This is a genomic window from Cupriavidus sp. AU9028, assembly GCF_019795295.1.
GTDB lineage: Bacteria > Pseudomonadota > Gammaproteobacteria > Burkholderiales > Burkholderiaceae > Cupriavidus.
Genome location: NZ_JAIMCG010000001.1, coordinates 26,235 through 49,322 on the forward strand (window position 1 = coordinate 26,235; position 23,088 = coordinate 49,322).

Below are 23,088 nucleotides of genomic sequence, written 5' to 3' on the forward strand. Positions count from 1 at the left end.
GCTCATCCGGCCAGTTCCCGGCCGCGCGCGATCGCGGCGGCGATCGCCGCGACGATCTCCTCGCGCCTGGCGTCGTCATCGACACGCAGCGCGTAGGAGGGGTGCCAGGTGGCGATCAGCCATGCGTCGGCCAGGCGCACCGGCTCCTGCATATAGTCGCGCAGGCTGGCCTTGCGGTGCAGGACCGCGCCCAGCGCGGTCCCACCGAGCGTAACGATGACGGTGGGCCGCAACCGGGTCCGTTCCTCGTCCAGCCAGTGCGCGCACGCTTCCACTTCCTGCTGGGCCGGCGTCTTGTGCAGACGCCGCTTGCCCCGGGCGATCCATTTGAAATGCTTGACCGCGTTGGTCAGATAGACCGTGTCGGCGCCCACGCCGGCGCGGCGCAGCGCATCCTCCAGTACCTTGCCAGCGGGGCCGACGAAGGCGCGGCCCATCAGGTCTTCCTGATCGCCGGGCTGCTCGCCGACGAGCATCAGGCGCGCCGCGTCGGGGCCGCGACCGGGTACCGCCTGGGTAGCATGGCGCCACAGCTCGCAGCGCCGGCAGGCGTCCAGCGATGATGGAATTTCCCGCACCGGCTGCGCGCGCTGCGCGTCCACCGCGACCTGCTTGCCCGGCATGCTGCCAACCGCGTTGGCCTGCCCGACGCGCCGGGCGCCGTTGCGCGCTTCGGCGACCATCGACGGGATCAGTCTGCCTTCGGGCAAGCCCTTCCAGAAGCGCACCGGCATATGCTGCTGCAGTGCCGCCTCGTTCAGCCGCGCGGGATTGAAGATGCTGCGATAGTAGGCGAGCCACATCGCTTCGACCTGGTCTGCGCCGGCGTCGGCGCGCAACGACGCGGCATCGCTGGCCGTGTCGGCGGCGGCGTTGGCGTATTGCAGCGTCTTGCCGTCCCACAGCGCGCTGCCCTGCGGTGTGCCGATCCACCAGGTGGTCATCCCCATCCGGCGTGCGAAGTGATCGGCCGCCCAGGCCAGCACGTCATGTTCGGGTTCGTACCACGCCAGGTATTCCGGTACCGCACCGTTGTCGCGACGGTGGAATCGCACATAGGCGATCATGTCGTGCTTGGCCCGGCGCACCGATTTGGCCATGCCGTACAGCCGCGCGCCATCCTCGTCGGCGGCGGAGGCCACCGCCCGGTCGCCCTGGTACCAGCGCCACAACACGCGGTAGAGAAAGGCCCAGCGCTGGGGGGAGCGGTACAGCGCCGCGTCCTGCAGCAGGGCAGCCAGTTCCTTCGAGATCCGCACGTCGGGAAGAGGGCGGTCAACCCCGCGCTCGTCCTGCTTGCTCGAGTCCGCCAGTACTGCCGAGGCACCGGGGGAGGTGTACTCCAGGCCCAACTGCTGCCCGCCCAATGCCTCGGCGTCGCGCCGATCCGACCATTGCACCGCCTCCGGCGGCCAGCCTGACGCCAGTGCACGCAACGCCTGCGCGCGCCAATCCGGGTAGCCGCCTTCGACGATCAGGACCGGGCCGCCGCGATGCGTCACAGCAGGGACAGCTGCACGGGAGCCGGCGAAAGGGCTCGCCGCAACTGCTCGGAGGGCGGGTCCCCCACGCCGGGCCGGTAATCCTGTACGACCACGAACGGCTTGAGCTTGTCCATCGGGCAGCGCAGTCGCACCAGGTCTTGCCAGCGCACGGCGCGGGCACGGCGCAGCTCGACGATCCGCCTCGCATTGCGCATGCCGATGCCGGGCACCCGCGCAATCAGCCGTTGCGGCGCGCGGTTCAGATCGACCGGGAACGCGTCGCGGTGCGACAGCGCCCAGGCCAGCTTCGGGTCGATGTCCAGTGGCAGGTCGCCCTCGTTCTCCAGCAGTTCCTCGGCGCGGAATCCGTAGCCGCGCATCAGGAAGTCGGCCTGGTAAAGCCGGTGCTCGCGCAGCAGCGGCGGTGCCTTGGCTGGCAGCGCCGACGGACTGTCCGGAATCGGGCTGAACGCGGAGTAGTACACCCGCTTGAGCTTGTAGGCGCCGTACAGGGTTTGCGCGGTCTGCAGGATCGTGCGGTCGCTGGCGTCGTCGGCGCCGACGATCATCTGCGTGCTTTGCCCCGCCGGCGCGCGCACATCGGCGCGCTTGTCATGCTCGGCTTCTTCCTGCGCCAGGCGAATCGACCCCATCGCCCGCTTGATGGTGTGCGCGTTTTTCTCCGGTGCCAACCGCTGCAGGCCGCCGTCGGTCGGCAGTTCGATATTGACGCTGAGACGGTCGGCATGGCGGCCCGCCTCCGCAATCAATGCCGGGTCGGCATCCGGGATGGTTTTCAGATGGATATAGCCGCGGAACTGATGCTCCTCCCGCAGCGAGCGGGCCACCTGCACCAGCTGCTCCATCGTGTAGTTGGCGCTGCGGATGATGCCGGAACTGAGGAACAGGCCGTCGATGTAGTTGCGGCGGTAGAAGTCGAGCGTCAGGTTGACGACTTCCTGCGGCAGGAAGCGGGCGCGCGGCACATTGCTGGAGCGCCGGTTGACGCAATACTGGCAATCGTACTGACAGAAGTTGGTCAGCAGGATCTTCAGCAGCGACACGCAGCGGCCATCCGGCGTGAAGCTATGGCAGATGCCGGCGCCGGTGCTCGCGCCAAGGCCGGGGCCGCCCAGCGAATCCCGCTTGGGCGCGCCGCTGCTGGCGCACGAGGCGTCGTACTTCGCCGCATCCGCGAGGATTTCGAGCTTGGTGAGCAGTTCCATCTGCGTGAGACTGTATGGATATACAGTATTATACGCAGATCCGGCAGCGTCACCGTACCTTCTTCAACGCCTCTTCCTTGTGAATCGCCGACTTGCCGCTGCGGGCGCTTTTCACTTCATATTGCGGCTCGTCCGGCGATGCCTTGGCGACGTGCCCGCCCGCACGGGCGGTCCCGGTCACCTTGCGCGTCACCGTGCCTTCCGTGCTGCCCTGCGAAGTATTCCACTTCACCTTGTCGCCCTTGCTCAGCGTGGCCATGTCGCTCTCCTTTGCCGCGGGCGGCTCGCTGCCGCCCCGCGGAAAAGGAAGCAATGACCATGCCGCGGCAAGGATGCCGGGAGCGGGGCCTCAGCGCAGCATCTGCACCGAGCCGTTGACCGTCACCGTCACCTGCGCCTTGCCACCCTCCATCGGCACCGGCGCGGCTTCGGCCATCATCGCCTTGGCCGCATAGGCGCGTGGCATCGGCGGCTGCATGCCGGTTTCGCCGACCTGCACATGGCGCACCGTGTAGCTGCCGTAGCCGAACAGCTTGGTGGTCGCCTCGGCCTTGTTGCGGAAGGCGGCAACCGCCTGCTCGGTCAGGGTCCGTTCAGCCGCCAGGCGCGCCTCGCGCGACAGCGAGAAGCTGATGTTCTGCACCTGCATCTGGTTGGCCAGTTCGCCGGCCAGCCGCGACGCCGCGCTGAAGTCGCGCGACTGCAGCACGACCTCGGCGCGCCCGCGCCACGTGCTGATGCGGCCGTTGCGGTCGGTACTCGGGTAGATGGTGAATCCGCCAGATTCGGCCTGGATGCCGGTGATACGCTTGGCCTGCGCAATGACCTGCTGCGCCTTGGCCGACAGCGACGACGAGATTGCCGCCGGTTCCGCGCCTTCCTGCTCGGCGGCGAGCGTGACGCGGACCACGTCCGTCGGTACCTCGGACTGGGCCTCCGCGGACAAGGTCAGCACCCCGGCGGGGGGCTGCCAGCCCTCCGGCGGCACCGGCATGGGCTGCGCGGTGGCGGCCAGCGCAGTGGTCCCGAGCAGGGAGGCGGCAAGCAGTTGCTTCATGGGATCTCCATCAGAATCGCAATGGGAGTCAGACGCGCGAGCCTCGCGTGGGGTTCCCGGCACATTGGAAATCAGAACGTGCGCCAGGCCTTCCACAGCATGTAGGCGGCCAGGCAGAACAGCATGCCCGAGAACACGCGCTTGAGCCGCACCACGTCCATCCGGTGGGCCGTGCGGGCCCCGAGCGGGGCGGTCAGCACGCTGGCTACGGCGACCACGGCGAGCGCGGGCAGATAGACATAGCCGACCGACCCGGTCGGCAGGCCGGTCTGCTGCAGGCCGCTCCAGACATAGCCGATCACGCTGGCGACCGCGATCGGAAAGCCCAGCGCGGCGGAGGTTGCCACGGCATTGTGGATCGGCACATTGCACCAGGTCATGAACGGCACGGAAACGAAACCGCCGCCGGCACCGACCAGGCTCGACAGAAATCCGATGAAGGTTCCCGCGCCGACCATGCCGGGGGCGCCGGGCAGCTGCCGGCTCGCGGGCGGCTTGCGATTGCGCAGCATTTGCCAGGCGGAGAAACCGACGAAGACGGCGAACAGCAGCGACAGCCAGCCGGTCTTCAGGGCCGCGAACACCTTGCCGCCGCCGATGATGCCGCCGATCACAATGCCCGGTGCCAGGGCCAGCACCACGTTCCACTTCACCGCGCCACGCTTGTGGTGCGCGCGGACGGAAGACAGGGACGTGAACAGGATGGTGGACATCGAGGTGGCGATCGCCATATGGACGATCGCCTCTTGCGGAAAGGCCAGCGCGGTGAACAGCAGCGTCAGGAACGGCACCATGATCATGCCGCCTCCCACGCCGAGCAGGCCGGCGCAGAAGCCGGTGAATGCGCCAAGGGCCAGCAGCGGGGGAATCAGGGAAAGGTTCATTGGAAGGTTGTCTCGCTCGATTTTGTTATGGGAATGATCACGCCGCGCCTTTCCATCGGTCGGCGGCGGGGGAAGTCAGGGGGATGTCAGCGGGGCGCCAGTCGCGTGGTGATGAACTGCCATTCCGCCTCGGTAACCGGTGTGATCGACAGCCGGTTGCCACGGCGCAGCACCACCATGTCGGCGAGCGCCTCGTGCTCGCGCAGCATCGCGAGGGAAATCAGCGGGGTCTTGCGCACGAAGCGGACATCGACCAGCATCCACCTGGGCTTGTCGGGGGAGGCCGCCGCGTCGTGGTACTTGCTGTCGGGATCGAACTGGGTAGGATCGGGATACGGCGCGGAGCAGACTTCGGCCAGGCCCGCGATGCCCGGCTGCGGGCAGGACGAGTGGTAGAACAGCACGCCGTCGCCGATCCGCATCTGGTCGCGCATGAAGTTGCGCGCCTGGTAGTTGCGCACGCCGGTCCACGGCAGCTGGCCCTGCTCGGCCAGCGTGTCGATGCTGGCCTCGTCTGGCTCGGATTTCATCAGCCAGTACTGGCGGCCCTGCCCCTTGGGCGGCGAGGCGGACTTGCTCGGCGATGGACTCATGGATGCGCGAAAGCGGATGCGGAACGCAAAAGCACGACGGGAAGCGCAAAGCATACCGTGAAAGCGGGGCTTCCGCCTGCAACGGCAGGGAAGGCGCGGGGAAAGGCGGAGAGAGGAAAGGCAGGGAAGGGGGCGTGCCGCGGCGACTGCCGGGGGCAAGAGGCCGGGGACAAAAAGAAAGGGCGGTGGTTCATCACCACCGCCCTCTGCATGGGTCCCCGCCTCGGCCGTTAGGTCGGCATCCTGAACCCAAGTGAGGTTCAGTGTGGCAGCGGAAGCCGCATTTCGGGTACATCGCTTACTCAGGGAGCCCAGGCGTGACCTGGGCTATGAATACCGCGACGCGCTCGCCCACACGGCATCATCCCGCACCATGCTATGCATATCGGTTCAAGGAATTATGACCTTCGCGAACCAGGCAGGGAAACTGTCAAACGTCTGGCCTCCGCTGGTGCTGCTGTCGGAGACATCCATCGGGATGCCAGAGGTTTGCCGTTTCGGCTTGCTGCTCCGGTTTGACGGAGCAGCGTGCTGGGAGTTCTGACACTTCGCAAAAAAATCGACGGCGAAATTGCGATGCATCTGTGGTCCCGCGACTGCTTGCCGGTGCAGTGGCTCCACTATACACGCCTGCGTCGGCGAGTCAAAGCGGGCCTCCGCGCGTCGTTACATTTCCCCGACGCACCTGGTGGACGAGCGGCAGCACAAGCACATCCGTGCTGCCGGAACGTCCGCCATGCCCGCCGGCTATAGGCATACGCGCGCTCAGATGGGCTCGTTCTGCACTGCCGTGCCGACGTGCGCATACTGCCGCAGTGCTTCGTCGGCCCGGTCATTGAGCTCCTGGATTCGTGCACGAATGGCATCGACCGGGATGGCGCCGTCCTCGACCTGCTTGCGACGCATCGCCAGCAGATCGGAGGCAATGCTGATGGCCGCCATCACGGCGACGCGCTCGACGCCTTTGGCCGCCGCGCCGGCCTTCATCCGCATCATCTGTTCATCGACCAGCGCCACCGCTTCCAGCAGTGCCGCCTCGTTCTCGGGGGCGATGGCGAAGCGATAGGGCTGGCCCGCGATGGTCACTTCAATCTGCTTGTTGCCGCTCATGCGTGTTCTCCGGGGGCGTGGGCGCCATTGTCAGGATGGCCTGGCTGCGTCAGCGCCTCTTCCGCGCCGATCAGCTCCATTTGCCGGGTGTCGCTGGCCGTGGGCAGCTTGTCGAGAATCGACTGGATGCGAACCTGCGCCTCCTCGATCTTGATATGCAGCAGTTCGCGATCCGCTGCCATCGCTTCGCGCTCGCTGCGCAGCTGGGCCGCCTCGCCCTGCAGCCGCTCGATTTCGTCGCGCAGCCGCTGGTTTTCGGCTGCCAGCGTATCGGCGTGATGCAGCACGCGGCCGATTTTTGCGGCGAGTTGTTCAAGTTCGGTGAGCATAAACGCCTGTGTGTCCGATGGTCTCAGTTATCCCGCGATTTTAGCCGATCGACAGGGTGCGTACGGGGAATTCCCGTCGCCCGGCCGAGGGCGCGGGACCGTCTGTGACCCGCGCAACCCCACGAAAGTTGCATGTCTTTTCGTGTGGCATGCCGCACTGCCGTCCCGGGATGAGGCCATGTCGGCTTTCCGGCCAAGACCGCTTGCCATTGACGCGGCATGCCGAACTCCCTACACTCACGCGCGTTTTCAGGTGCTCGCAATCCCACCTCGCCTGGGATTGCAGTTAAACGGGAAACAGGAAGCTCCACCGCGTCGGCCCAATTCGCCTCGGACGCGCCGGGCCAACCTGTGCTGCCCCCGCAACGGTAAGCGACCGCGTTCGCCGCCATGCCCTCCGGACATGGCACCGGCATCGCATCACGCCCTTCAAGCCACTGAGCCTGCGCTCGGGAAGGCGGGCGTCGAGAGGGTCGCCAGCCCGGATACCGGCCTGGAAAGTGGCCGGCGCCGCGGCATGCTGCAGCCGGTCCCATGCCAGACGGTCCGCGGGGGAACGGACCAGGCTACACCACCTGTTTTTCATACCATGCCTGTATTGCCCAACCGGCGCCGCCCGCTTTCGCGGGATCGCGGCCTGACCTCGGCCATCCGCGCGCCCGGCGCGCTGGCCCTGCCGCTGGCTTCTCTCGTTCTTGCCGGCTATCCGGCGTCCCACGCGCACGCACAGGCGGCACAGTCGCCAGTCCTCGAGCCCGTGGTGGTCAGTGCTTCGCGGACTGCCGAGCCGCTGGAGGAGGCGCTGCCGCATACCACCGTCATCACCCAGCAGGACATCGCCAATACGCAGGCGCCGGACCTGCGCTCGCTGCTGCGCACCCAGGCCGGGGTCGAGCTGACCACCAATGGCGGCATGGGCGCCAATACCTCGCTGTTCCTGCGTGGCGCCAACTCGAACCAGACGCTGATCCTGATCGACGGCGTGCGCATTGCGTCGGCCAGCAGCGGCACCGCGCAACTGGCAAACATCCTGCCGGACGAGATCGATCGCATCGAAGTGGTGCGCGGTAACGTCTCCGCGCTGTACGGCTCGGACGCCATCGGCGGTGTGGTGCAGATCTTCACCAGGAGCGGGGCAGGCAAGGCGCCAGGCGCGAATGCGCAGGTCGAATACGGCAGCGACAATACGCGCCGCGCCACTGCCGGCTACGGTGGACAGGTCGGCGACACGTCGTTCAACCTGACCGGCTCGATCTACCGCACCGACGGCTTCTCGGCGATCAACACGGCGCAGCAGCCGCGCGCCAATCCGAACAACAATCCCTACGAGAACAAGAGCGTCACGGGCCAGGTGCGGCACCGCTTCGGCCAGGACTGGGAGGCCGGCATCAGCGGCTACTACTCGCGCAGCGAGCTGTCGTACGACAATTCCTTCGGCCGGCCGACGGACGTGCTGTGGATGGACAGCGAGCTCTACACGCTGTCCGCGTTCGCGAAGGGGAAGCTGACGCCCGACTGGACCACGGAGTTCCGCGTCGCGCAAAGCGAGGACCGCACCTCCAACACGCTGAACGGCCTGCCGGATGGCACCTTCAACACGCGCACGCGGCAGTACACCTGGCAGAACGAGTACGCGCTGAACCGCGCGCACCAGCTGCAGTTCGGCGCGGAGTACATGCAGCAGTCGTTCGATTCCGATTCGTACGGCGCGCCGAACCGCAATGTGGCCTCCGTCCTTGCCGGGTACAAGGGCCGGGTGGGTGCGCACCAGCTGCAACTGAACGTCCGCAACGACCACTACTCGGATTTCGGCGACAAGGCGAGCTACTACGCGGGATACGGCTACAACGTGACGCCCGCCTTCAAGCTGACGGCCAGCGCGAGCAATGCCTTCCGCGCGCCGACCTTCAACGAGCTCTATTTCCCGAACTACGGTCAGCCGGGCCTGCAGCCGGAGCGTGCGCGCTCGCTGGAAGTGGGCATGCAGTACGATACGCCGCAAACCGGTCTGCTGCGCGTGACGGCGTTCCGCACCCGCTACGACAACCTGATCACCTCGGCGTTGCAACCGAGCGGCCTCTATCTGGCGGAGAACGTCAATCGCGCCAAGGTGGAGGGCATCGAGCTGTCGTGGCGCGCGAAGGTGATGGGCAACGACGTGGGTGCCAGCGTGACGTTCCAGAATCCGGTGGACGAGCAGAGCAACACCATGCTGCTGCGTCGTGCCCGGCGCCATGCGGCGCTCGACCTTGGCCGCCAGATGGGCAAGTTCCGCCTGGGCGGGCAGTGGATCGTCTCCTCCGAGCGCAACGACAGCGGCGGCCGTACGCTCGGCGGCTACGGCATCTTCAACCTGAACGCTCGCTATGACATCGACAGGCAGTGGTTCATCGGCGCGCGCGTCGAGAACCTGTTCGACAAGGACTACCAGCTCACCTACCCGTACAACACGCAAGGGCGGGCGGCGTTCGTCACGCTGGGATGGCGCCAGCGGTAAGGCCACGCGGGTAGCGCGGTCCTGGCAGTGGCAGCGATGACCGGCATGCCCGCGCAGCGCACGTCCGGCATGCGCCGGGCGCTGGGAATCTGGACGCTGCTGGCCCTTGCCGGGCTGGCGGCGTTCGTGCTCTCGCTTGCCATTGGCAGCGCCGGGCTGTCGCTACCCCAGGTCTGGTCGGCGCTCACCGGCGGGGCGGACGGCGGCGACACCGCGGCGGCCATCGTGCGCGAGCTGCGGCTGCCCCGCGCCGCCGCGGCGTACTGCTGCGGCGCGCTGCTCGCGCTCTCCGGCGCGCTGATGCAGGTGCTGGTGCGCAATCCGCTCGCCGAGCCCTATGTGCTGGGGGTGTCCGGCGGCGCGTCCACCGGCGCGCTGCTGGCGATGCTGGCCGCGTGGCCGTTGTGGACGGTGCAGGCGGGGGCGGCGCTTGGCGCGCTGCTGTCGATGGCACTGCTCGCCATGCTGGCACGCCGCGATCTGCTGCATCCGCACGTGCAGGGCGGCCACCACGAGACAGGTTCGCGGCTGCTGCTGACCGGGGTGATCCTGGCGGCGGGCTGGGGCGCCATCATCACGCTGATCCTGAGCATCGCTCCCGAAGCGCGGCTGCGCGGCATGCTGTTCTGGCTGACCGGCGACCTGAGCGGTACGTCCAGCTACGGCATGGCACTGGCGGCTCTGGTCGCGGCGCTCGGGCTGGCGATGCCGATGGCGCGTTCGCTGAACGTCATGCTGCTGGGCGAGACCGTTGCGCGCGCGCTGGGCGTACGCGCGGAACGCGTGCGTCTGTCGGTATTCCTGCTGGCCTCCGTGGCGATCGGCGTTTCCATTACCACCGCCGGCTCGATCGGCTTTGTCGGGCTGGTGGTGCCGCATCTGGTGCGGCTTGCCTGCGGCAACGACCAGCGCCTGCTGCTGCCGGCTTCGGCCCTGCTCGGTGGCGTGCTGCTGACGGTGGCCGATCTGATCGCGCGCACCGTTATTGCCCCCAGCCAGCTGCCGGTCGGCGTCATCACCGCGCTGCTCGGCGTGCCCACCTTCCTGTTCCTGCTGCTGCGGAGGCAACGATGAGCGAGACGGCTGACTGGCGCCTGCCCGCGACCGCTTGCCCGCGGCTGACGGTGCACGAGCTCGCCTTGCGGGCCGGACGCCGTACCCTGGTGTCGGCGCTCGACATGACGGTGAACGCCGGCGAGCTGTGGTGCGTGGTCGGACCGAATGGGGTGGGCAAGTCCACCTTGATGTCGGTGCTCGCAGGCCTTCGGCAGGCCGAGGCGGGCCAGGTGCGCCTTGACGGTGACGCGCTGGCCGCACTGGCGCGGCATGCGCCGGACGATCTGGCCCGGCGGCGCGCCTACCTGCCACAGGCCGTGCATGACACCTTCTCCATGTCGGTGCGCGACGCCGTGCGCATCGGCCGCTTCCCGCATCTGTCGGGATGGGGGTGGACCGACCTGCAGGACGAGGCGGTGGTGCAAGCGCTGCTGGCGGAATTCGACCTGCTCGCGCTGCAGGCGCGCGACGTGATGACGTTGTCCGGCGGCGAGCGCCAGCGCGTGTCGCTGGCCACGCTGCTGGCCCAGCAGGCGCCACTGCTGCTGCTCGACGAGCCCCTCGCGCACCTGGACCTGCGTCACCAGATCCAGGTGCTGGACACCCTGGCACGGCTGGCGCGCGCCGGCCGCCATGCCGTCGTGCTGATCGTGCACGACCTCAACCTCGCCCGGCGCTACGCCACCCACGCGCTGCTGATGGGGGAAGATGGCCGTTGCCTGCAGGGCCCGGCGGCCTCGGTGCTGACGCCGGAGCATTGCTCGCGTGCGCTCGGCACGACCATCGTCAGCGTTGCCGATGGCGCCCATACCGCATTGATTGCCAATGGCCAGAACTGGCCCACCCGCTGAAACGATGGAACACGACAAGGACATTCCGGCTCCGGCCGATGACGCTGCGCATGACGCTGCCGATAACGCCGCAGATAATGGCCGCGACGCTCGCCACAAGGCGCGCATGGTGCGCAAGAAGGACGTGGTCGATGCGAAGATCGCCGCGGCGCAACAGGACCGCGGCGTCATCGTGGTCAATACCGGCAATGGAAAGGGAAAGTCGAGCTCGGGGTTCGGCATGGTGATGCGCGCGCTCGGCCACGGCATGCAGGCCGGCGTGGTGCAGTTCATCAAGGGTGCCATCCCCACCGGCGAGGAACTGTTCCTGCGCCAGTACGCACCGCATTGCCGCTTCCATGTCATGGGAGAGGGCTACACCTGGGAAACGCAGGATCGCGCGCGCGATGTTGCCAAGGCGGAAGCGGCGTGGGAAGTCGCCCGCGCGATGCTGCGCGACGAGGCGGTCGAGCTGGTGCTGCTCGACGAGCTGAACATCGCCTTGAAGCTGCATTACCTTGACACCGACACCGTCATCGAAGACCTGCTCGCCCGCCCGCCAATGCAGCATGTGGTGATCACCGGGCGCGGCGCGCCGCAGGCGTTGCTGGACGTGGCCGATACCGTTACCGACATGACGCTGGTGCGCCATGCCTTCCAGCAAGGCGTGCGGGCGCAGCGCGGCGTTGAAATGTAGGAGCTTCCCCTTACCATGCGTTCCCGTTCCCGCCTCCCGGTGCCGCGCATCGCCCCGCCGGACGACGCGATCCGCCCTGCGTTGCAGGCTGCCATCGACCAGAAGACCAAGCCGGTCGGGGCGCTGGGGCAGCTGGAGTCGCTGGCGCTTCGCCTCGGCCTGATCCAGCAGACCCTGCAGCCGGAACTGCGCAGGCCCGCCGTGCTGGTGTTCGCCGCCGACCATGGCATCGCGCGCGCCGGCGTCAGCGCCTACCCGGCGGAGGTCACCGCCCAGATGGTGCGCAACTTCATCGCGGGTGGCGCGGCCATCAACGTATTCGCGCGCCAGCACGGCTTCGCGCTGGAAGTGGTGGACGCCGGCATCCTCGCCCCGCTGCGGGACCCGGCCGGATGGATCGACTGCCGGATGGGCGCGGGCACCGCCAGTTTCCTCGACGGACCGGCGATGCCGGTCGAGACGGCAAGGGCGGCCCTCGAGGCTGGCATGGGCCGCGTGGCGTACCAGGCCGCGCAGGGGACCAACGTGATCTGCGTCGGCGAAATGGGCATCGGCAACACATCGTCGGCGGCCTGCCTGACCAGCGTGCTGGCCGGCATTGCGCTGGACGAGTGCGTGGGCGCGGGCACGGGTCTGGACGCGGCGGGCCTGCAGCGCAAGCGCGACGTTCTCGCGCAGGCGTTGCGGCGCCATGCTGGCCTCTCGGCGCCCGATGCCGATCCGGTCCAGGTGCTGGCGGCGCTCGGCGGCTTCGAGATCGCGATGATGGCCGGAGCGTTTCTGGAGGCGGCATCCCGCCGCATGGTGATCGTGGTGGACGGCTTCATTGCTTCGGCCGCGCTGCTGGTCGCCCAGCGGATCGCGCCGCACGTGCTGCACTACTGCGTGTTCTCGCATCGCTCGCATGAACGCGGACACGGTGCCCTGCTCGCGCACTTCCAGGCGCAGCCGTTGCTCGCGCTGGACCTGCGGCTGGGCGAGGGGACTGGCGCGGCGCTGGCCTATCCGTTGCTGGTGTCCGCGGTGGCCTTCCTGCGCGAGATGGCGACCTTCGGCTCGGCGGCCGTCAGCACCGCGGTGGCGCCCGGCGGCAGCGCCGCGGCCTGAGCGGGGCGGCGATGGCGGACGATCCCCAGGCCTCGGCGAGCCGGTCGAACTCGCGGGCCCGACAGGAACTGCGCATCTTCCTGACGGCGCTGGGCTATTTCACCCGCGTGCCGATTCCCGCCTGGGTGGGTTTTCATCCGGAGGATCTGCATGCGTCGGCGCGGCACTTCCCGCTGGTCGGCGTGATGGTCGGCATGGCGGGCGCGCTGGCGACACACCTTGGGCTGGGCTGGTGGCCGCTACCGGTGGCGGTGCTGCTTGGCATGGCCACCACGCTGCTGCTGACCGGTGCCTTCCATGAAGATGGTCTGGCCGACAGCGCCGATGCGTTCGGCGGGGGCTGGCAGCGCGAGGACGTGCTGCGCATCATGCACGATTCCCGCATCGGCACGTTCGGCGCGCTGGCGCTGGGCATGGCGCTGCTGCTCAAGTGGCAACTGCTGGTGGCGCTCGCCGGGCAGGCGGGCGCGGGCACGATGCTGCTGGCGCTGGTCGGCGCGCACGGCGCAAGTCGCGCCATGGCGGTCAGCCTGCTGGCGACGCTCGAGTACGTGCGGCCGGAGGGCAAGGCCAAGCCCGTGGCCCAGCGGCTGGGCGGCAAGGGGCTGCTGTTCGCGCTGCTGTGCGGCGCGGCGCCCCTGCTGGCGCTCGGGCCCGGCTTCCTGCTCGCCACGGTCGCGCTGCTGGCGCTGCTGCGGCTGGCGCTGGGCCGCTACTTTGTCCGCCGCATCGGCGGCTATACCGGCGATTGCCTGGGCATGGCGCAGCAGTTGGGCGAGTTGCTGGTGTATCTGCTGGCGGCGGCATGGACCTGGTCCTGATCCGGCACGCCCGGCCTGCCTGCGGCAGCGACGTCTGCTACGGCGCGCTGGAGGTGGCGCTGGCTGTGCCGATGGCTCCCTCTGGCGAGCACATCCGGGACGCCGCCCATGCTGCCGCGCAATCGTGGGCAATGCCGGCGCCCAGCGCAATCCTGGCCAGTCCGGCCCTGCGCGCCAGAGACACCGCCGATGCGGTGGCACAGGCGTGGCACCGTGCCGGCCACGGCAACGTGTCGGTCCGCCACGAGCCGCGCCTGCGCGAAATGGACTTCGGCCGATGGGAAGGGCGGCGCTGGGATGCGGTATCCCGCGACGAGCTCGACCAGTGGGCTGCCGATCTGCTCGATGCCCGCCCGCACGGCGGCGAGAGCGCACGCCAGGCGATGTGCCGGGTAACGGCCTGGGCGGATCAGCTGATGCAGGGGGATCCGCAGGACGGAGGCAGCCTGTGGGTGGTCGGCCACGCTGGCCCGATGCGGCTGCTTGCCGCGCACTGGCTTGGGCTGCCGTTGGCGCAGCTCCTGCAATGGCGTCTGGACTGGGGAGCGAGCTGCGGCTTCCGTCTCGCTGCCGGGGCGGGGCCGCAGGCGCGCCTGTTGTGGTGGAACCGGGCGCCGGCATGAGGGCGCCGTCATCGCCGGCGGCTAGTGCGCGGGCCGGCGCGACCTGGCGGTTTCCAGATGCTCGCACAGCGCCGCGGTGGCATCGACCGCGCGCGGTCCCGCGCGATTGAGCAGATCGCCGTCAATGGTGAACAGGTTGCCGCGGGCGACCGCAGTCAGCTGCTTCCAGCGCATCCATTGCGAGAAGTCCCCCAGCGGCTGATCCGACCGGGTGGCGCCCATCGACGCGGCCAGCATCGCTTCAGGATTGCGCGCGAGCACCGCTTCCGGCGACACGGTCGGCACCAGCGGTGCCTGATCGGCGAAGACATTGCGCCCCCCGCAGACTTCCAGCATTTCGCTGACCAGATGCTGCCCGTTCAGTGTCATCAGCGGCTGCTGCCAGACCTGGTAGAACACCGTGACGGCCGGGCGGGCGGCGTAGCGCTGCCGCAGCGAGGCGACGCGCTCGCGCAGCGCCGTGGCGGCCTGCTGCGCCGCCGGCGCGGTCCCCAGCAGGATGCCGAGTTTCTCCAGATTCCGCGCGATGTCGTCCAGCCGCCGGGGCTCGCTGTGGAACACCGGAATTCCCAGCCCGCGCAGCTGCTCGATCTGCTTCCTGGCATTGCCGTGGCGCCACAGCACGATCAGATCCGGTTTCAAGGCGGCAATCCGCTCCAGATCCAGTGCCTTGTTGTCGCCCACGCGCGGGATGTCGCGCGCCGCCGGGGGGTAGTCGCTGTAGTGCACGGTGCCGACGATGCGTGCGCCTGCGCCGGCGGCATAGATCAGTTCGGTGGCGTGCGGCGCCAGCGAGACGATGCGCTGCGCGGCGACGGGCAGCGTGACGGTCTGGCCGATATCGTCAACGGTGGAGACCGTGGCACGGGCGGGAGCGGCGATGGCGAGCGTTGCGGCCAGCGCAGCGGCAAGCAGCGCCTTCGGCGCGGCGCGCGGTCGTGTCCAGGCAAAGGGGTGAGCGGGCATGGCGAACTCGGGGCGGATCATCGATGTGCCGATGCGTCTTGCAGCGCGCCGCGCATGCCGTCCGCGAGACGCGACCAGGCGGCATCGCTGTCGGGAGGCAGTCCGAGCCGAAGGCTCGGACTGCCGGCAGGGCGGCCGGAGGCCGCTGCGGGCGGCTTGTCGAAGAGCCGGGTCCAGATGCCGCGGCGCGCTAGCGCCTCGTGAATCCGTGGGGCCTCGGCATGCGCGAACCAGGCAAACAGCGGCACCGTGACCGGCGCCAGGCCATGCGCGTGCAGCAGCCCGTCCAGGCGTTGGCTGGCGGATTGGAGCCGGCCGCGGGTCGCGGCCTGCCACCGCAAATCGTTCAGCGCCAGCCGGGCGACCGCGCGAGCGGGACCGGAGACGCTCCAGTGTCCGAGGCGTTGCGCCAGTTGCCGCAGCAGCGTGGGGGACGCCAGCACGAAGCCGCAGCGCACGCCTGCCAGTCCATAGAACTTGCCCAGCGAGCGCAGCACGACCAGGCCCTCGCGGCCGCTGTGCGCCGCCACCGACAGCTGCGGCATGGCGTCGGCGAACGCTTCGTCCACCAGCAGCGTGCCGCCTCGCGCGGCGAGCGCGTCGTGCCACATCAGCAGGCGCTCCGGCGGGATACAGCGCCCGGTGGGATTGTTCGGATTGACCACCACCAGATGGTCGAGCCGTCCCGCGAGGGTGGAATCGGCAAAGTCCGCTTCGTCCAGCCACACCACTTGGTGCCCCGCGCCCGCAAAGGCCGGCGCGTACTCGCTGTAGCCAAGCCCGGCGATGCCGGTCCTGCCTGGCGGCAGCAGGGCGGGCACCAGCCGGATCGCGGCCTGCGAGCCCGCCACGGGCAGCGCGGCAGGCGCGCCGTAGGCGGTGGCGGCCAGCTCGGCCAGCCCGTCGTCGTCCTGCGGCAGTCGCTGCCAGCAATCGGCGGGTAGCGGCGGCACCGGATAGCCGTCGGGATTGATGCCGGTGGACAGGTCCAGCCAGTCCGCTGGCGCACGCCCGTAGCGCTGGGACGCGCGCAGCAGGTCCCCGCCGTGGCGGATTGGCGCCGCGGTCTGCGCCGGGTCTTCGCCGATTCGCACCGTCATGCCGGCACTCCCGCCGCCAGCCGCGCCAGGCCCAGTGCGAACAGCACCGCCAGCCACAGGCTCAGGGTGCGGCGCACCAGCTCCAGGCTGGCGCGGATATGCGAGGCGGTCGGCGCGGCGCCGGTGCCCAGCGGCGGACGCTCTTCCCACTGGCCGTGATAGCGCGCGGGACCGCCCAGCCTGACACCGAGTGCTCCGGCTCCGGCCGCCATCACCGGCCCGGCGTTCGGACTCGACCACGCCGGGGCCTGCCTGCGCCAGCAATGCAGCGCCTGGCCGGTGGCGCCCAGCAGCGCATACGACAGGGCGGTGAGGCGGGCAGGCGCCAGATTGAGCAGGTCGTCGAGGCGTGCGGCGGCCCAGCCGAAATCGCGCAGCGCGTCGGTCCGGTAGCCCCACATCGCATCCAGCGTATTGGCAAGGCGGTAAGCGATGGCGGCGGGGGCGCCGCCCAGGGCGAACCAAAATACCGCGCCGAATACCGCGTCGTTGCCGTTCTCCAGCGCGGATTCGCATGCCGCCCGCGCCAACGCTTCGGCGTCGGCATCGGCGGTATCGCGCGAGACGATGCGCGCGGTCAGGACGCGGGCGAGCGGCAGGTCAGCCTCGCGCAAGGCCTGGGCGATCGGGGCGATATGTTCGCGCAGGCTGCGGGCGCCGAGTGCCAGGTAGAGCCCAGCCGCGTGCAGCAGCCAGCCAAGCCAGGGATCGAGCCGGCTGCACAGCGCGATCAGCGCCGCGCTGGCGATCGCGGGAACGCCAACCAGCGCGAGCCAGGCAACGGCCCCCAGCAGCCGGCGCGATGAAGCCGAGCGCGGCCGTCCAGCGGCATCCTCGCGCCGGTTCAGGCGCCGCTCCAGCACGGTGGCAAGCTGTCCGAATCCGCTGAGCGGATGCCAGCGGCGCGGCTCGCCCAGCAGGGCATCGAGCGCGACCGCGGCGAGGGCGGCAGCGGCGACGGACAGCGCCAGCGCGTCGCCATGCCGAAGGAGCGCGAGGGCCTGCGCGATGGCGCCGGCCGCGTCAAATGCGATATCGGGAGCGACAAGTGCCGGCGTGGCGGGCCACAGCACTTGCCATGGCCAGCTCACCATGCGGGATCGGGGCCCTTGACGGCGACCGGGAGCCCGGCGACCAGCAGGCGGACCCGGTCGGCCAGCGCGGCCAGCTTCTGGTTCAGCCGTCCCAGTTCGTCCACATAGAAGCGGCTGACCGAGCCCATCGGCACGACGCCCAGGCCGATCTCGTTCGACACCAGCACCACGTGCCCGGGCAGCGTGGGCAGGGCGGCGAGCAGCGCGTCGGTTTCCTCGGTGAAGGCCGGCGGCGGCGTGATCAGGCCGTGTTCGGGGTACGGTTTGTTGTCGAGGAACAGCAGGTTGTTGAGCCACAACGTGATGCAGTCGACCACGATGCAGCCCTCCCGGCGCGCATGCGCGTACAGCGCGTCGGCGAGATGCACCGGCTCTTCGACCACTTGCCAGTCGGGCGGGCGGCGCGCGCGGTGCAGGGCAATGCGCAGCTGCATCTCCTCGTCCGCCACGTCGTCGTCCGCAAGGGCGGTGGCGATGTAGGTCACTGGCCCGCCGGTGATTGTCGCGTGGTCGGTCGCGATCTGCTCGGCATAGTGGCTCTTGCCCGAGCGGGCGCCGCCCAGCACCAGCGTCAACTGACGCGGGCCGTGGGAGATCGGACCGGGAATCGGGCTGGATACCGGGCGCGGGGCAATGTCCGCGTCCGCGGAGGGGTCGGAGGCCGTGCTCATCCGCGTATTGTAGCGGGCGCTTTCCGCGATGCCAGCCCGATATGCGATGGGTGAGTTGGGGGGCGATGCGATAATCCCGCCATGCCACCGACTGCTCCCCGTTCCCCTTTCAGCGCACCGCCGCCATTGCCTGGGGGCATGCGCGGTACCCTGATGATCCAGGGCACGACGTCCGATGCCGGCAAGAGTACGGTGGTGGCAGGCCTGTGCCGCCTGCTCGCCCGCGACGGCATCAGCGTCGCGCCGTTCAAGCCGCAGAACATGGCGCTGAACAGCGCGGTCACCGCGGACGGCGGGGAGATCGGCCGGGCGCAGGCGCTGCAGGCGTTCGCTGCCGGCCTGCAGCCCCACACCGACATGAATCCCGTGCTGCTCAAGCCCAGCAGCGACATCGGCGCGCAGGTCATCATCCACGGACACGCCCGCTTCGATCTCGATGCACGCGCCTATCACGACTACAAGCCGGTCGCGATGCAGGCCGTGCTCGCCTCGCACCAGCGGCTGCGTGCCCGCCATGATGTGGTGCTGGTCGAAGGCGCCGGCAGCCCGGCCGAAGTGAACCTGCGCGACCGCGATATCGCCAACATGGGGTTTGCCGAGCGGGTGGATTGCCCGGTCGTGCTGGTGGCGGATATCGACCGGGGCGGTGTCTTTGCCCACCTGGTCGGCACGCTCGCATGCCTGTCGGAAAGCGAGCGCGGCCGTATCAAGGGGTTCCTGATCAATCGCTTTCGCGGCGACCTGTCGCTGCTGCAGCCCGGGCTGGACTGGCTCGAGCAGCAGACCGGCAAGCCGGTGTTCGGCGTGCTGCCGTACCTGCACGGCTTGCAACTCGATGCCGAGGACGCCATCGCCACTCAAACCGGCAGCGTGTCAGCGGCGGGCGAGCGCCTGCGCGTCGTCGTGCCGGTCCTGCCGCGCATCTCCAACCACACCGACTTCGACGCGCTGCGCGCCAATCCGCAAGTCGATCTGCGCTTCGTCGGCCCCGGCACGGCGATTCCGCCCGCGGACCTGATCGTCCTGCCTGGCAGCAAGAGCGTGCGGGCGGATCTGGCGTTCCTGCGCGAGCACGGTTGGGAGCGCGCGCTGCTGCGGCATCTGCGTTATGGTGGCAAGGTCATCGGCATCTGCGGCGGCATGCAGATGCTGGGACGCCGGATCGACGATCCCCATGGGCTGGAGGGGGCGCCCGGCACCAGCGCGGGCCTCGGCCTGCTGGAAATGGAAACGGTGTTGCAGCCGCACAAGCAGTTGCGGCAGGTGCAAGGCGTGCTATCGCTGCCGGGCGAGGAAGCGGGCGCGCCGGTGCAGGGATACGAGATCCACATGGGGGTGACGACCGGCCCCGCGCTGGCACGGCCCCCACTGCGATTGCAGGGCGAGGACCCGGACGGTCGCCCGGATGGCGCCTTGTCGGAGGACGGGCAGATTCTCGCCACCTATGTCCACGGCTTGTTCGACCATCCCGAGGCAAGTGCTGCACTGCTGCGCTGGTGCGGTCAGGTCCAGGCGAGCGGCATTGACCTCGCCGCCAGCCGCGACAGGTCGTTGCACCAGCTCGCCGACACCATCGCCGCGCACGTCGATGTGGCGGCGATGCTGGCGCCTCTGCAGCAAGAGCGGAGCGGTATTTCAGCGAAAGCACGCTGATTTCCGCTTCTTGCACTAGTGCAGGCAGTGCAGGGCGGCTTTGGCCACTATGAGTGTCAATTGCGCTCCATAGGCTGTTGGCTTGACAGACTGAAGGGGGTTGGACGGTGACAGAATCGTTGGTTCACGTATTTTTTTGTTAGCCACTACGATCACGCGCGATAGGCTCCGCGGCTTGTTGATGACAGCTATGGACCTTGCGCCTCATGCCTCTTCATTCCGATACGCAACTTGACCTTGCCATCCACGCCGTACTCTTCGACGGCCATCAGCCCGACGTCTGGCTGACCACCGCTGCCGTCGCGGAAGCATTGGAGCTGCCGCGGCAGCGGCGCCCACGAACCGAGACGGTCCAGCAGCGGCTCACGCTGATGCTGGCGGAGCGGCAGGTGGCATGCCGCATCGAGGGCGGCGAACTGGTGTGGCGACGCAGCAGCGGTACCGGCCGGGCGCTCGCCGATGCCGCGACGTGGCTCAATGACGACGAAGCGCTCGCCTTGCAGGCACTCAGGCGATTCTGCCACCGCCAGCTACTGACCGCGCTAATCTCGCCGCTGCAAGGCCTGTTCGATGCGGCAGAGGCGCGCTTGATGCGCAGCGGGCGCGATGGCGGCAACTGCGCGGTCGCCTGGCACAAGAAGATCATGCTGCTCGAGCGCACCACGCCGCTGATTCCGCCGCGCCTGAGCGATGCCGTGCTGGTGCCGGTGATGACCGCGCTGTTCGAGGAGCGGCAGCTGGAAGTGGTCTACCGGCCCCGCAACGGCCGGACCCAGCGAAAATGCCTGATGCCGCTCGGGCTGATAGAGCGCGCGTCGATCGTCCATCTGGTGGCCCTCGAGGCTGACAAGGCCGAGCCGGTCTGCCTGCAGATGGACCGCGTGCGCAGCGCCTTCGCCATGAAGGTCGGCTTCAGCTACCCGGATACCTTCTTTCTGCCGGAGTTCGTCAGCGATACCGAGCTGTTCGGACTCAAGTCGAAGGGCGCCATCCAGCTCGGCATGCGGTTCAAGAAGGGATATGGCGACATCGTCAGGGATGCACCCCTGTCGGCTGACCAGAGGCAGGAGGTTGGCACCGACGGCTCTCTCATCATCCACTGCACCACCGAATGGAACGACCGCCTGGTGCATTTTCTGCGCGGGTTCGGACCGATGGTGGAGGTGATGGCGCCCTTGTCGCTGCGACGGATATTGGCAGCGGACGCGAGGCTGCTGTACCGGATGTACCACTAGGCAGCGGCGGGGCGCATCGAAGCCCAAAGCAAAAAGCCGCGAACCCTTACGGGAACGCGGCTTCTGCTTGAAACTGGTGGCGAATCAGGGACTCGAACCCCGGACCTGCGGATTATGATTCCGTCGCTCTAACCGACTGAGCTAATTCGCCGACGAAGACCGCCATTATACGGGCCTCGGAACGGTTGTCAACACCTGTGCGCAAAAAAGTGCCGAACCGGTCCGGCCCCAAAAAAAGGCGGCGGTCCCTGTGAGGGAACCGCCGCTTCTTCTGGCCTTCAAGGCGACGGCATCAGTCCCGGGCGTAGATATCCACGTCCTTGGTCTCGCGGATGAACAGCGAGCCGATCACCAGCGTCAGGCCGGCGATGACGATCGGATACCACAGGCCGTAGTAGATGTTGCCGTTCTGCGCGACCAGGGCGAAGGAGATGGTCGGCAGCAGCCCGCCGAACCAGCCGTTGCCGATGTGGTACGGCAGCGACATCGAGGTGTAGCGGATGCGGGTCGGGAACATTTCGACCAGCATGGCCGCGATCGGGCCGTACACCATCGTCACGTAGAGCACCAGGATGACCAGGATCACCAGCACCATCACGGTGTTCATCTGGGCCGGATCGGCCTTGGTCGGGTAACCGGCGGCCGACATCGCCGAGGCGACTTCCTTCTTGAAGGCGGCGATCCTTGCCGCGCTCTCCGGCTCGAAGCTGTGACCGGCGGCGACCAGCGACGCGTTGAAGGCCGGGATTTCCTTGTCGCCGATCTTCACGGTGGCAGTGGTGCCGGCGGGAGCCTCGACCACTTCATAGCTGGCCGACGACTGCGCCAGCGTGCGCTTGGCGATGTCGCAGGAGCTGCGGAAGTCGATCTCGCGGGCGATCGGGCTGCCCTGGAACGAGCACTGGCGCGGATCGGCGGTGACGACGATCTGTGCGGTCTGCTGGGCGCGCTCCAGCGCCGGGTTCGCGTAGTGAGTCAGCGCCTTGAACAGCGGGAAGTAGGTCAGCATGGCCAGCGCGCAGCCCCCCATGATGATCCACTTGCGGCCGATCTTGTCCGACAGCGCGCCGAAGAAGATGAAGAACGGCGTGCCGATGACCAGGGCGCCGGCGATCAGCAGGTTGGCGGTCTTCGCGTCGACCTTCAGCACCTGCGTGAGGAAGAACAGCGCATAGAACTGGCCGGTGTACCAAACCACCGCCTGGCCGGCGGTCAGGCCGACCAGCGCCAGGATGACGATCTTCAGGTTGCGCCACTGGCCGAAGGATTCGGTCAGCGGGGCCTTCGAGGTCTTGCCTTCGGCCTTCATCTTCTGGAAGGCCGGCGACTCGCTCATCGAAAGGCGGATATAGACCGAGACGCCCAGCAGCACGATCGAGAGCAGGAACGGAATGCGCCAGCCCCAGGTGTCGAAGGCCGGTCCGGTCAGCTCGCGACAGATCAGGATCACGATCAGGGACAGGAACAGGCCCATGGTGGCCGTGGTCTGGATCCACGAGGTATAGGAGCCGCGCTTGCCTTGCGGCGCGTGCTCGGCCACGTAGGTTGCGGCGCCGCCATACTCCCCGCCCAGCGCCAGGCCCTGCAGCATGCGCAGCAGGATCAGGATGATCGGAGCTGCCCAGCCGATCGTCGCGTAGCTGGGAAGCAGGCCGACGATGAAGGTGGACACGCCCATGATCAGGATGGTGATCAGGAAGGTGTACTTGCGGCCGATCATGTCGCCGAGGCGGCCAAACACCAGTGCGCCGAAGGGCCGCACAAGAAAGCCGGCCGCAAAGGCCAGCAGCGCGAAGATGAACGCCGAGGTCGGATCGAGCCCGGCGAAGAACTGCTTGGCGATGATCGCAGCCAGCGAGCCGTACAGGTAAAAGTCGTACCACTCGAAAACGGTGCCGAGCGACGAAGCGACGATGACTTTTCTTTCTTCGGCTGTCATCGCCGTGTTCTGCGCGCCGCCTCCCGGCATCGCGACGTTTTGGGCGTTTGCCATGTTGTCTCCTCCTACTGTTCAGGGGTCGTTCGCACGCCGGCGGGCGGTGCTCAGGCATGGCG

The 23,088-nt window shown here is 68.4% G+C and carries 22 protein-coding genes, 1 tRNA gene and 1 riboswitch; of the genes, 9 read left to right on the plus strand and 14 right to left on the minus strand.

Features of this window, described 5'->3' with window-relative positions; translation table 11 throughout:
• Nucleotides 1-2 precede the first annotated feature (2 nt).
• The 8 genes from K6V06_RS00130 to K6V06_RS00165 all read right to left on the minus strand — a co-directional run bounded on the left by K6V06_RS00130 (nucleotide 3) and on the right by K6V06_RS00165 (nucleotide 6,683).
• Complete coding sequence (locus tag K6V06_RS00130) at nucleotides 3-1,502, minus strand: UdgX family uracil-DNA binding protein (protein ID WP_222239549.1); 1,500 nt, start codon at nucleotides 1,500-1,502, stop codon at nucleotides 3-5.
• Nucleotides 1,499-2,710, minus strand: coding sequence for a putative DNA modification/repair radical SAM protein (locus K6V06_RS00135; protein WP_222239550.1), 1,212 nt, complete (start codon nucleotides 2,708-2,710; stop codon nucleotides 1,499-1,501). The genes K6V06_RS00130 and K6V06_RS00135 overlap by 4 nt, the downstream gene beginning before the upstream one ends.
• Nucleotides 2,711-2,759: 49 nt before the next feature.
• Nucleotides 2,760-2,969 carry a DUF2945 domain-containing protein gene (locus K6V06_RS00140; protein ID WP_222239551.1) on the minus strand — a complete coding sequence of 70 codons (210 nt, stop codon included), beginning with the start codon at nucleotides 2,967-2,969 and terminating at the stop codon, nucleotides 2,760-2,762.
• A 90-nt stretch (nucleotides 2,970-3,059) separates the two neighbouring features.
• Complete coding sequence (locus tag K6V06_RS00145; RefSeq protein ID WP_222239552.1) at nucleotides 3,060-3,767, minus strand: SIMPL domain-containing protein; 708 nt, start codon at nucleotides 3,765-3,767, stop codon at nucleotides 3,060-3,062.
• A gap of 71 nt (nucleotides 3,768-3,838) precedes the next feature.
• Nucleotides 3,839-4,651: a sulfite exporter TauE/SafE family protein gene (locus K6V06_RS00150; protein WP_222239553.1), complete on the minus strand. Its 813-nt coding sequence runs from the start codon at nucleotides 4,649-4,651 to the stop codon at nucleotides 3,839-3,841.
• Between the two features lie 86 nt (nucleotides 4,652-4,737).
• Nucleotides 4,738-5,244 carry an EVE domain-containing protein gene (locus K6V06_RS00155; RefSeq protein ID WP_222239554.1) on the minus strand — a complete coding sequence of 169 codons (507 nt, stop codon included), beginning with the start codon at nucleotides 5,242-5,244 and terminating at the stop codon, nucleotides 4,738-4,740.
• A gap of 765 nt (nucleotides 5,245-6,009) precedes the next feature.
• The gene (locus tag K6V06_RS00160) at nucleotides 6,010-6,354 is read right to left on the minus strand and encodes a cell division protein ZapA (protein WP_222239555.1); all 345 of its coding nucleotides are present in this window, start codon (nucleotides 6,352-6,354) and stop codon (nucleotides 6,010-6,012) included.
• Nucleotides 6,351-6,683, minus strand: coding sequence for a hypothetical protein (locus tag K6V06_RS00165; protein ID WP_222239556.1), 333 nt, complete (start codon nucleotides 6,681-6,683; stop codon nucleotides 6,351-6,353). The genes K6V06_RS00160 and K6V06_RS00165 overlap by 4 nt, the downstream gene beginning before the upstream one ends.
• A gap of 234 nt (nucleotides 6,684-6,917) precedes the next feature.
• Nucleotides 6,918-7,195: riboswitch (cobalamin riboswitch) on the plus strand.
• A gap of 77 nt (nucleotides 7,196-7,272) precedes the next feature.
• On the opposite strand from K6V06_RS00165, the gene K6V06_RS00170 reads away from it, so the two are divergent.
• Genes K6V06_RS00170 through K6V06_RS00200 form a run of 7 tightly spaced genes read left to right on the plus strand, consistent with a single transcriptional unit; the run spans nucleotide 7,273 to nucleotide 14,314 of the window.
• A complete protein-coding gene (locus K6V06_RS00170; RefSeq protein WP_222239557.1) occupies nucleotides 7,273-9,180 on the plus strand; it encodes a TonB-dependent receptor domain-containing protein in 1,908 nt (635 codons plus the stop codon).
• A 45-nt stretch (nucleotides 9,181-9,225) separates the two neighbouring features.
• Nucleotides 9,226-10,254 (plus strand): FecCD family ABC transporter permease, encoded by a 1,029-nt coding sequence (locus K6V06_RS00175; protein WP_370637359.1) that lies wholly within the window; start codon nucleotides 9,226-9,228, stop codon nucleotides 10,252-10,254.
• Nucleotides 10,251-11,087, plus strand: a complete 837-nt coding sequence (locus tag K6V06_RS00180) for an ABC transporter ATP-binding protein (RefSeq protein ID WP_222239558.1) — start codon at nucleotides 10,251-10,253, stop codon at nucleotides 11,085-11,087. Before K6V06_RS00175 ends, K6V06_RS00180 begins: the two co-directional genes overlap by 4 nt.
• A gap of 4 nt (nucleotides 11,088-11,091) precedes the next feature.
• Complete coding sequence (gene cobO, locus K6V06_RS00185) at nucleotides 11,092-11,763, plus strand: cob(I)yrinic acid a,c-diamide adenosyltransferase (protein ID WP_222239559.1); 672 nt, start codon at nucleotides 11,092-11,094, stop codon at nucleotides 11,761-11,763.
• A 15-nt stretch (nucleotides 11,764-11,778) separates the two neighbouring features.
• The gene (gene cobT, locus K6V06_RS00190; RefSeq protein WP_222239560.1) at nucleotides 11,779-12,870 is read left to right on the plus strand and encodes a nicotinate-nucleotide--dimethylbenzimidazole phosphoribosyltransferase; all 1,092 of its coding nucleotides are present in this window, start codon (nucleotides 11,779-11,781) and stop codon (nucleotides 12,868-12,870) included.
• 11 nt (nucleotides 12,871-12,881) lie between these two features.
• Nucleotides 12,882-13,691 (plus strand): adenosylcobinamide-GDP ribazoletransferase, encoded by an 810-nt coding sequence (locus tag K6V06_RS00195; RefSeq protein ID WP_222239561.1) that lies wholly within the window; start codon nucleotides 12,882-12,884, stop codon nucleotides 13,689-13,691.
• Nucleotides 13,676-14,314, plus strand: coding sequence for a histidine phosphatase family protein (locus K6V06_RS00200; protein WP_222239562.1), 639 nt, complete (start codon nucleotides 13,676-13,678; stop codon nucleotides 14,312-14,314). Before K6V06_RS00195 ends, K6V06_RS00200 begins: the two co-directional genes overlap by 16 nt.
• Nucleotides 14,315-14,335: 21 nt before the next feature.
• Here K6V06_RS00200 and K6V06_RS00205 read toward each other — a convergent pair whose 3' ends face one another.
• From K6V06_RS00205 to cobU, 4 genes are read right to left on the minus strand one after another with little or no spacing between them, the layout of a single operon-like run.
• Nucleotides 14,336-15,280 carry a cobalamin-binding protein gene (locus K6V06_RS00205; protein ID WP_222239563.1) on the minus strand — a complete coding sequence of 315 codons (945 nt, stop codon included), beginning with the start codon at nucleotides 15,278-15,280 and terminating at the stop codon, nucleotides 14,336-14,338.
• A 17-nt stretch (nucleotides 15,281-15,297) separates the two neighbouring features.
• On the minus strand, nucleotides 15,298-16,380 hold the full coding sequence (gene cobD / locus K6V06_RS00210; protein WP_222239564.1) for a threonine-phosphate decarboxylase CobD: 1,083 nt from the start codon (nucleotides 16,378-16,380) through the stop codon (nucleotides 15,298-15,300).
• Entirely contained in the window at nucleotides 16,377-17,474 is a 1,098-nt protein-coding gene (gene cbiB, locus K6V06_RS00215; protein WP_222239565.1) for an adenosylcobinamide-phosphate synthase CbiB, read from the minus strand. Before cbiB ends, cobD begins: the two co-directional genes overlap by 4 nt.
• Nucleotides 17,468-18,145 (minus strand): bifunctional adenosylcobinamide kinase/adenosylcobinamide-phosphate guanylyltransferase, encoded by a 678-nt coding sequence (gene cobU / locus K6V06_RS00220; protein WP_222239566.1) that lies wholly within the window; start codon nucleotides 18,143-18,145, stop codon nucleotides 17,468-17,470. Before cobU ends, cbiB begins: the two co-directional genes overlap by 7 nt.
• 138 nt (nucleotides 18,146-18,283) lie before the next feature.
• Here cobU and K6V06_RS00225 point away from each other — a divergent pair, with 138 nt between their 5' ends.
• Both K6V06_RS00225 and K6V06_RS00230 read left to right on the plus strand, forming a co-directional pair.
• A complete protein-coding gene (locus K6V06_RS00225) occupies nucleotides 18,284-19,798 on the plus strand; it encodes a cobyric acid synthase (protein WP_255581491.1) in 1,515 nt (504 codons plus the stop codon).
• Between the two features lie 206 nt (nucleotides 19,799-20,004).
• A complete protein-coding gene (locus K6V06_RS00230; protein ID WP_222239567.1) occupies nucleotides 20,005-21,033 on the plus strand; it encodes a YafY family protein in 1,029 nt (342 codons plus the stop codon).
• 74 nt (nucleotides 21,034-21,107) lie between these two features.
• Here the strand turns inward: K6V06_RS00230 and K6V06_RS00235 are convergent.
• Both K6V06_RS00235 and K6V06_RS00240 read right to left on the minus strand, forming a co-directional pair.
• A tRNA-Met gene (locus K6V06_RS00235) sits at nucleotides 21,108-21,184 on the minus strand.
• 141 nt (nucleotides 21,185-21,325) lie between these two features.
• Nucleotides 21,326-23,026, minus strand: coding sequence for an MFS transporter (locus K6V06_RS00240; protein ID WP_222239568.1), 1,701 nt, complete (start codon nucleotides 23,024-23,026; stop codon nucleotides 21,326-21,328).
• Nucleotides 23,027-23,088 lie beyond the last annotated feature (62 nt).

What these genes read in the sequence shown, in the direction of transcription:
- K6V06_RS00135 (WP_222239550.1), bottom strand. Translation starts at nt 2,710, where the DNA reads ATGGAACTGCTCACCAAGCTCGAAATCCTCGCGGATGCGGCGAAGTAC.
- K6V06_RS00140 (WP_222239551.1), bottom strand. Translation starts at nt 2,969, where the DNA reads ATGGCCACGCTGAGCAAGGGCGACAAGGTGAAGTGGAATACTTCGCAG.
- K6V06_RS00145 (WP_222239552.1), bottom strand. Translation starts at nt 3,767, where the DNA reads ATGAAGCAACTGCTTGCCGCCTCCCTGCTCGGGACCACTGCGCTGGCC.
- K6V06_RS00150 (WP_222239553.1), bottom strand. Translation starts at nt 4,651, where the DNA reads ATGAACCTTTCCCTGATTCCCCCGCTGCTGGCCCTTGGCGCATTCACC.
- K6V06_RS00155 (WP_222239554.1), bottom strand. Translation starts at nt 5,244, where the DNA reads ATGAGTCCATCGCCGAGCAAGTCCGCCTCGCCGCCCAAGGGGCAGGGC.
- K6V06_RS00160 (WP_222239555.1), bottom strand. Translation starts at nt 6,354, where the DNA reads ATGAGCGGCAACAAGCAGATTGAAGTGACCATCGCGGGCCAGCCCTAT.
- K6V06_RS00165 (WP_222239556.1), bottom strand. Translation starts at nt 6,683, where the DNA reads ATGCTCACCGAACTTGAACAACTCGCCGCAAAAATCGGCCGCGTGCTG.
- K6V06_RS00170 (WP_222239557.1), top strand. Translation starts at nt 7,273, where the DNA reads ATGCCTGTATTGCCCAACCGGCGCCGCCCGCTTTCGCGGGATCGCGGC.
- K6V06_RS00175 (WP_370637359.1), top strand. Translation starts at nt 9,226, where the DNA reads ATGCCCGCGCAGCGCACGTCCGGCATGCGCCGGGCGCTGGGAATCTGG.
- K6V06_RS00180 (WP_222239558.1), top strand. Translation starts at nt 10,251, where the DNA reads ATGAGCGAGACGGCTGACTGGCGCCTGCCCGCGACCGCTTGCCCGCGG.
- cobO (WP_222239559.1), top strand. Translation starts at nt 11,092, where the DNA reads ATGGAACACGACAAGGACATTCCGGCTCCGGCCGATGACGCTGCGCAT.
- cobT (WP_222239560.1), top strand. Translation starts at nt 11,779, where the DNA reads ATGCGTTCCCGTTCCCGCCTCCCGGTGCCGCGCATCGCCCCGCCGGAC.
- K6V06_RS00195 (WP_222239561.1), top strand. Translation starts at nt 12,882, where the DNA reads ATGGCGGACGATCCCCAGGCCTCGGCGAGCCGGTCGAACTCGCGGGCC.
- K6V06_RS00200 (WP_222239562.1), top strand. Translation starts at nt 13,676, where the DNA reads ATGGACCTGGTCCTGATCCGGCACGCCCGGCCTGCCTGCGGCAGCGAC.
- K6V06_RS00205 (WP_222239563.1), bottom strand. Translation starts at nt 15,280, where the DNA reads ATGCCCGCTCACCCCTTTGCCTGGACACGACCGCGCGCCGCGCCGAAG.
- cobD (WP_222239564.1), bottom strand. Translation starts at nt 16,380, where the DNA reads ATGACGGTGCGAATCGGCGAAGACCCGGCGCAGACCGCGGCGCCAATC.
- cbiB (WP_222239565.1), bottom strand. Translation starts at nt 17,474, where the DNA reads ATGGTGAGCTGGCCATGGCAAGTGCTGTGGCCCGCCACGCCGGCACTT.
- cobU (WP_222239566.1), bottom strand. Translation starts at nt 18,145, where the DNA reads ATGAGCACGGCCTCCGACCCCTCCGCGGACGCGGACATTGCCCCGCGC.
- K6V06_RS00225 (WP_255581491.1), top strand. Translation starts at nt 18,284, where the DNA reads ATGCGCGGTACCCTGATGATCCAGGGCACGACGTCCGATGCCGGCAAG.
- K6V06_RS00230 (WP_222239567.1), top strand. Translation starts at nt 20,005, where the DNA reads ATGCCTCTTCATTCCGATACGCAACTTGACCTTGCCATCCACGCCGTA.
- K6V06_RS00240 (WP_222239568.1), bottom strand. Translation starts at nt 23,026, where the DNA reads ATGGCAAACGCCCAAAACGTCGCGATGCCGGGAGGCGGCGCGCAGAAC.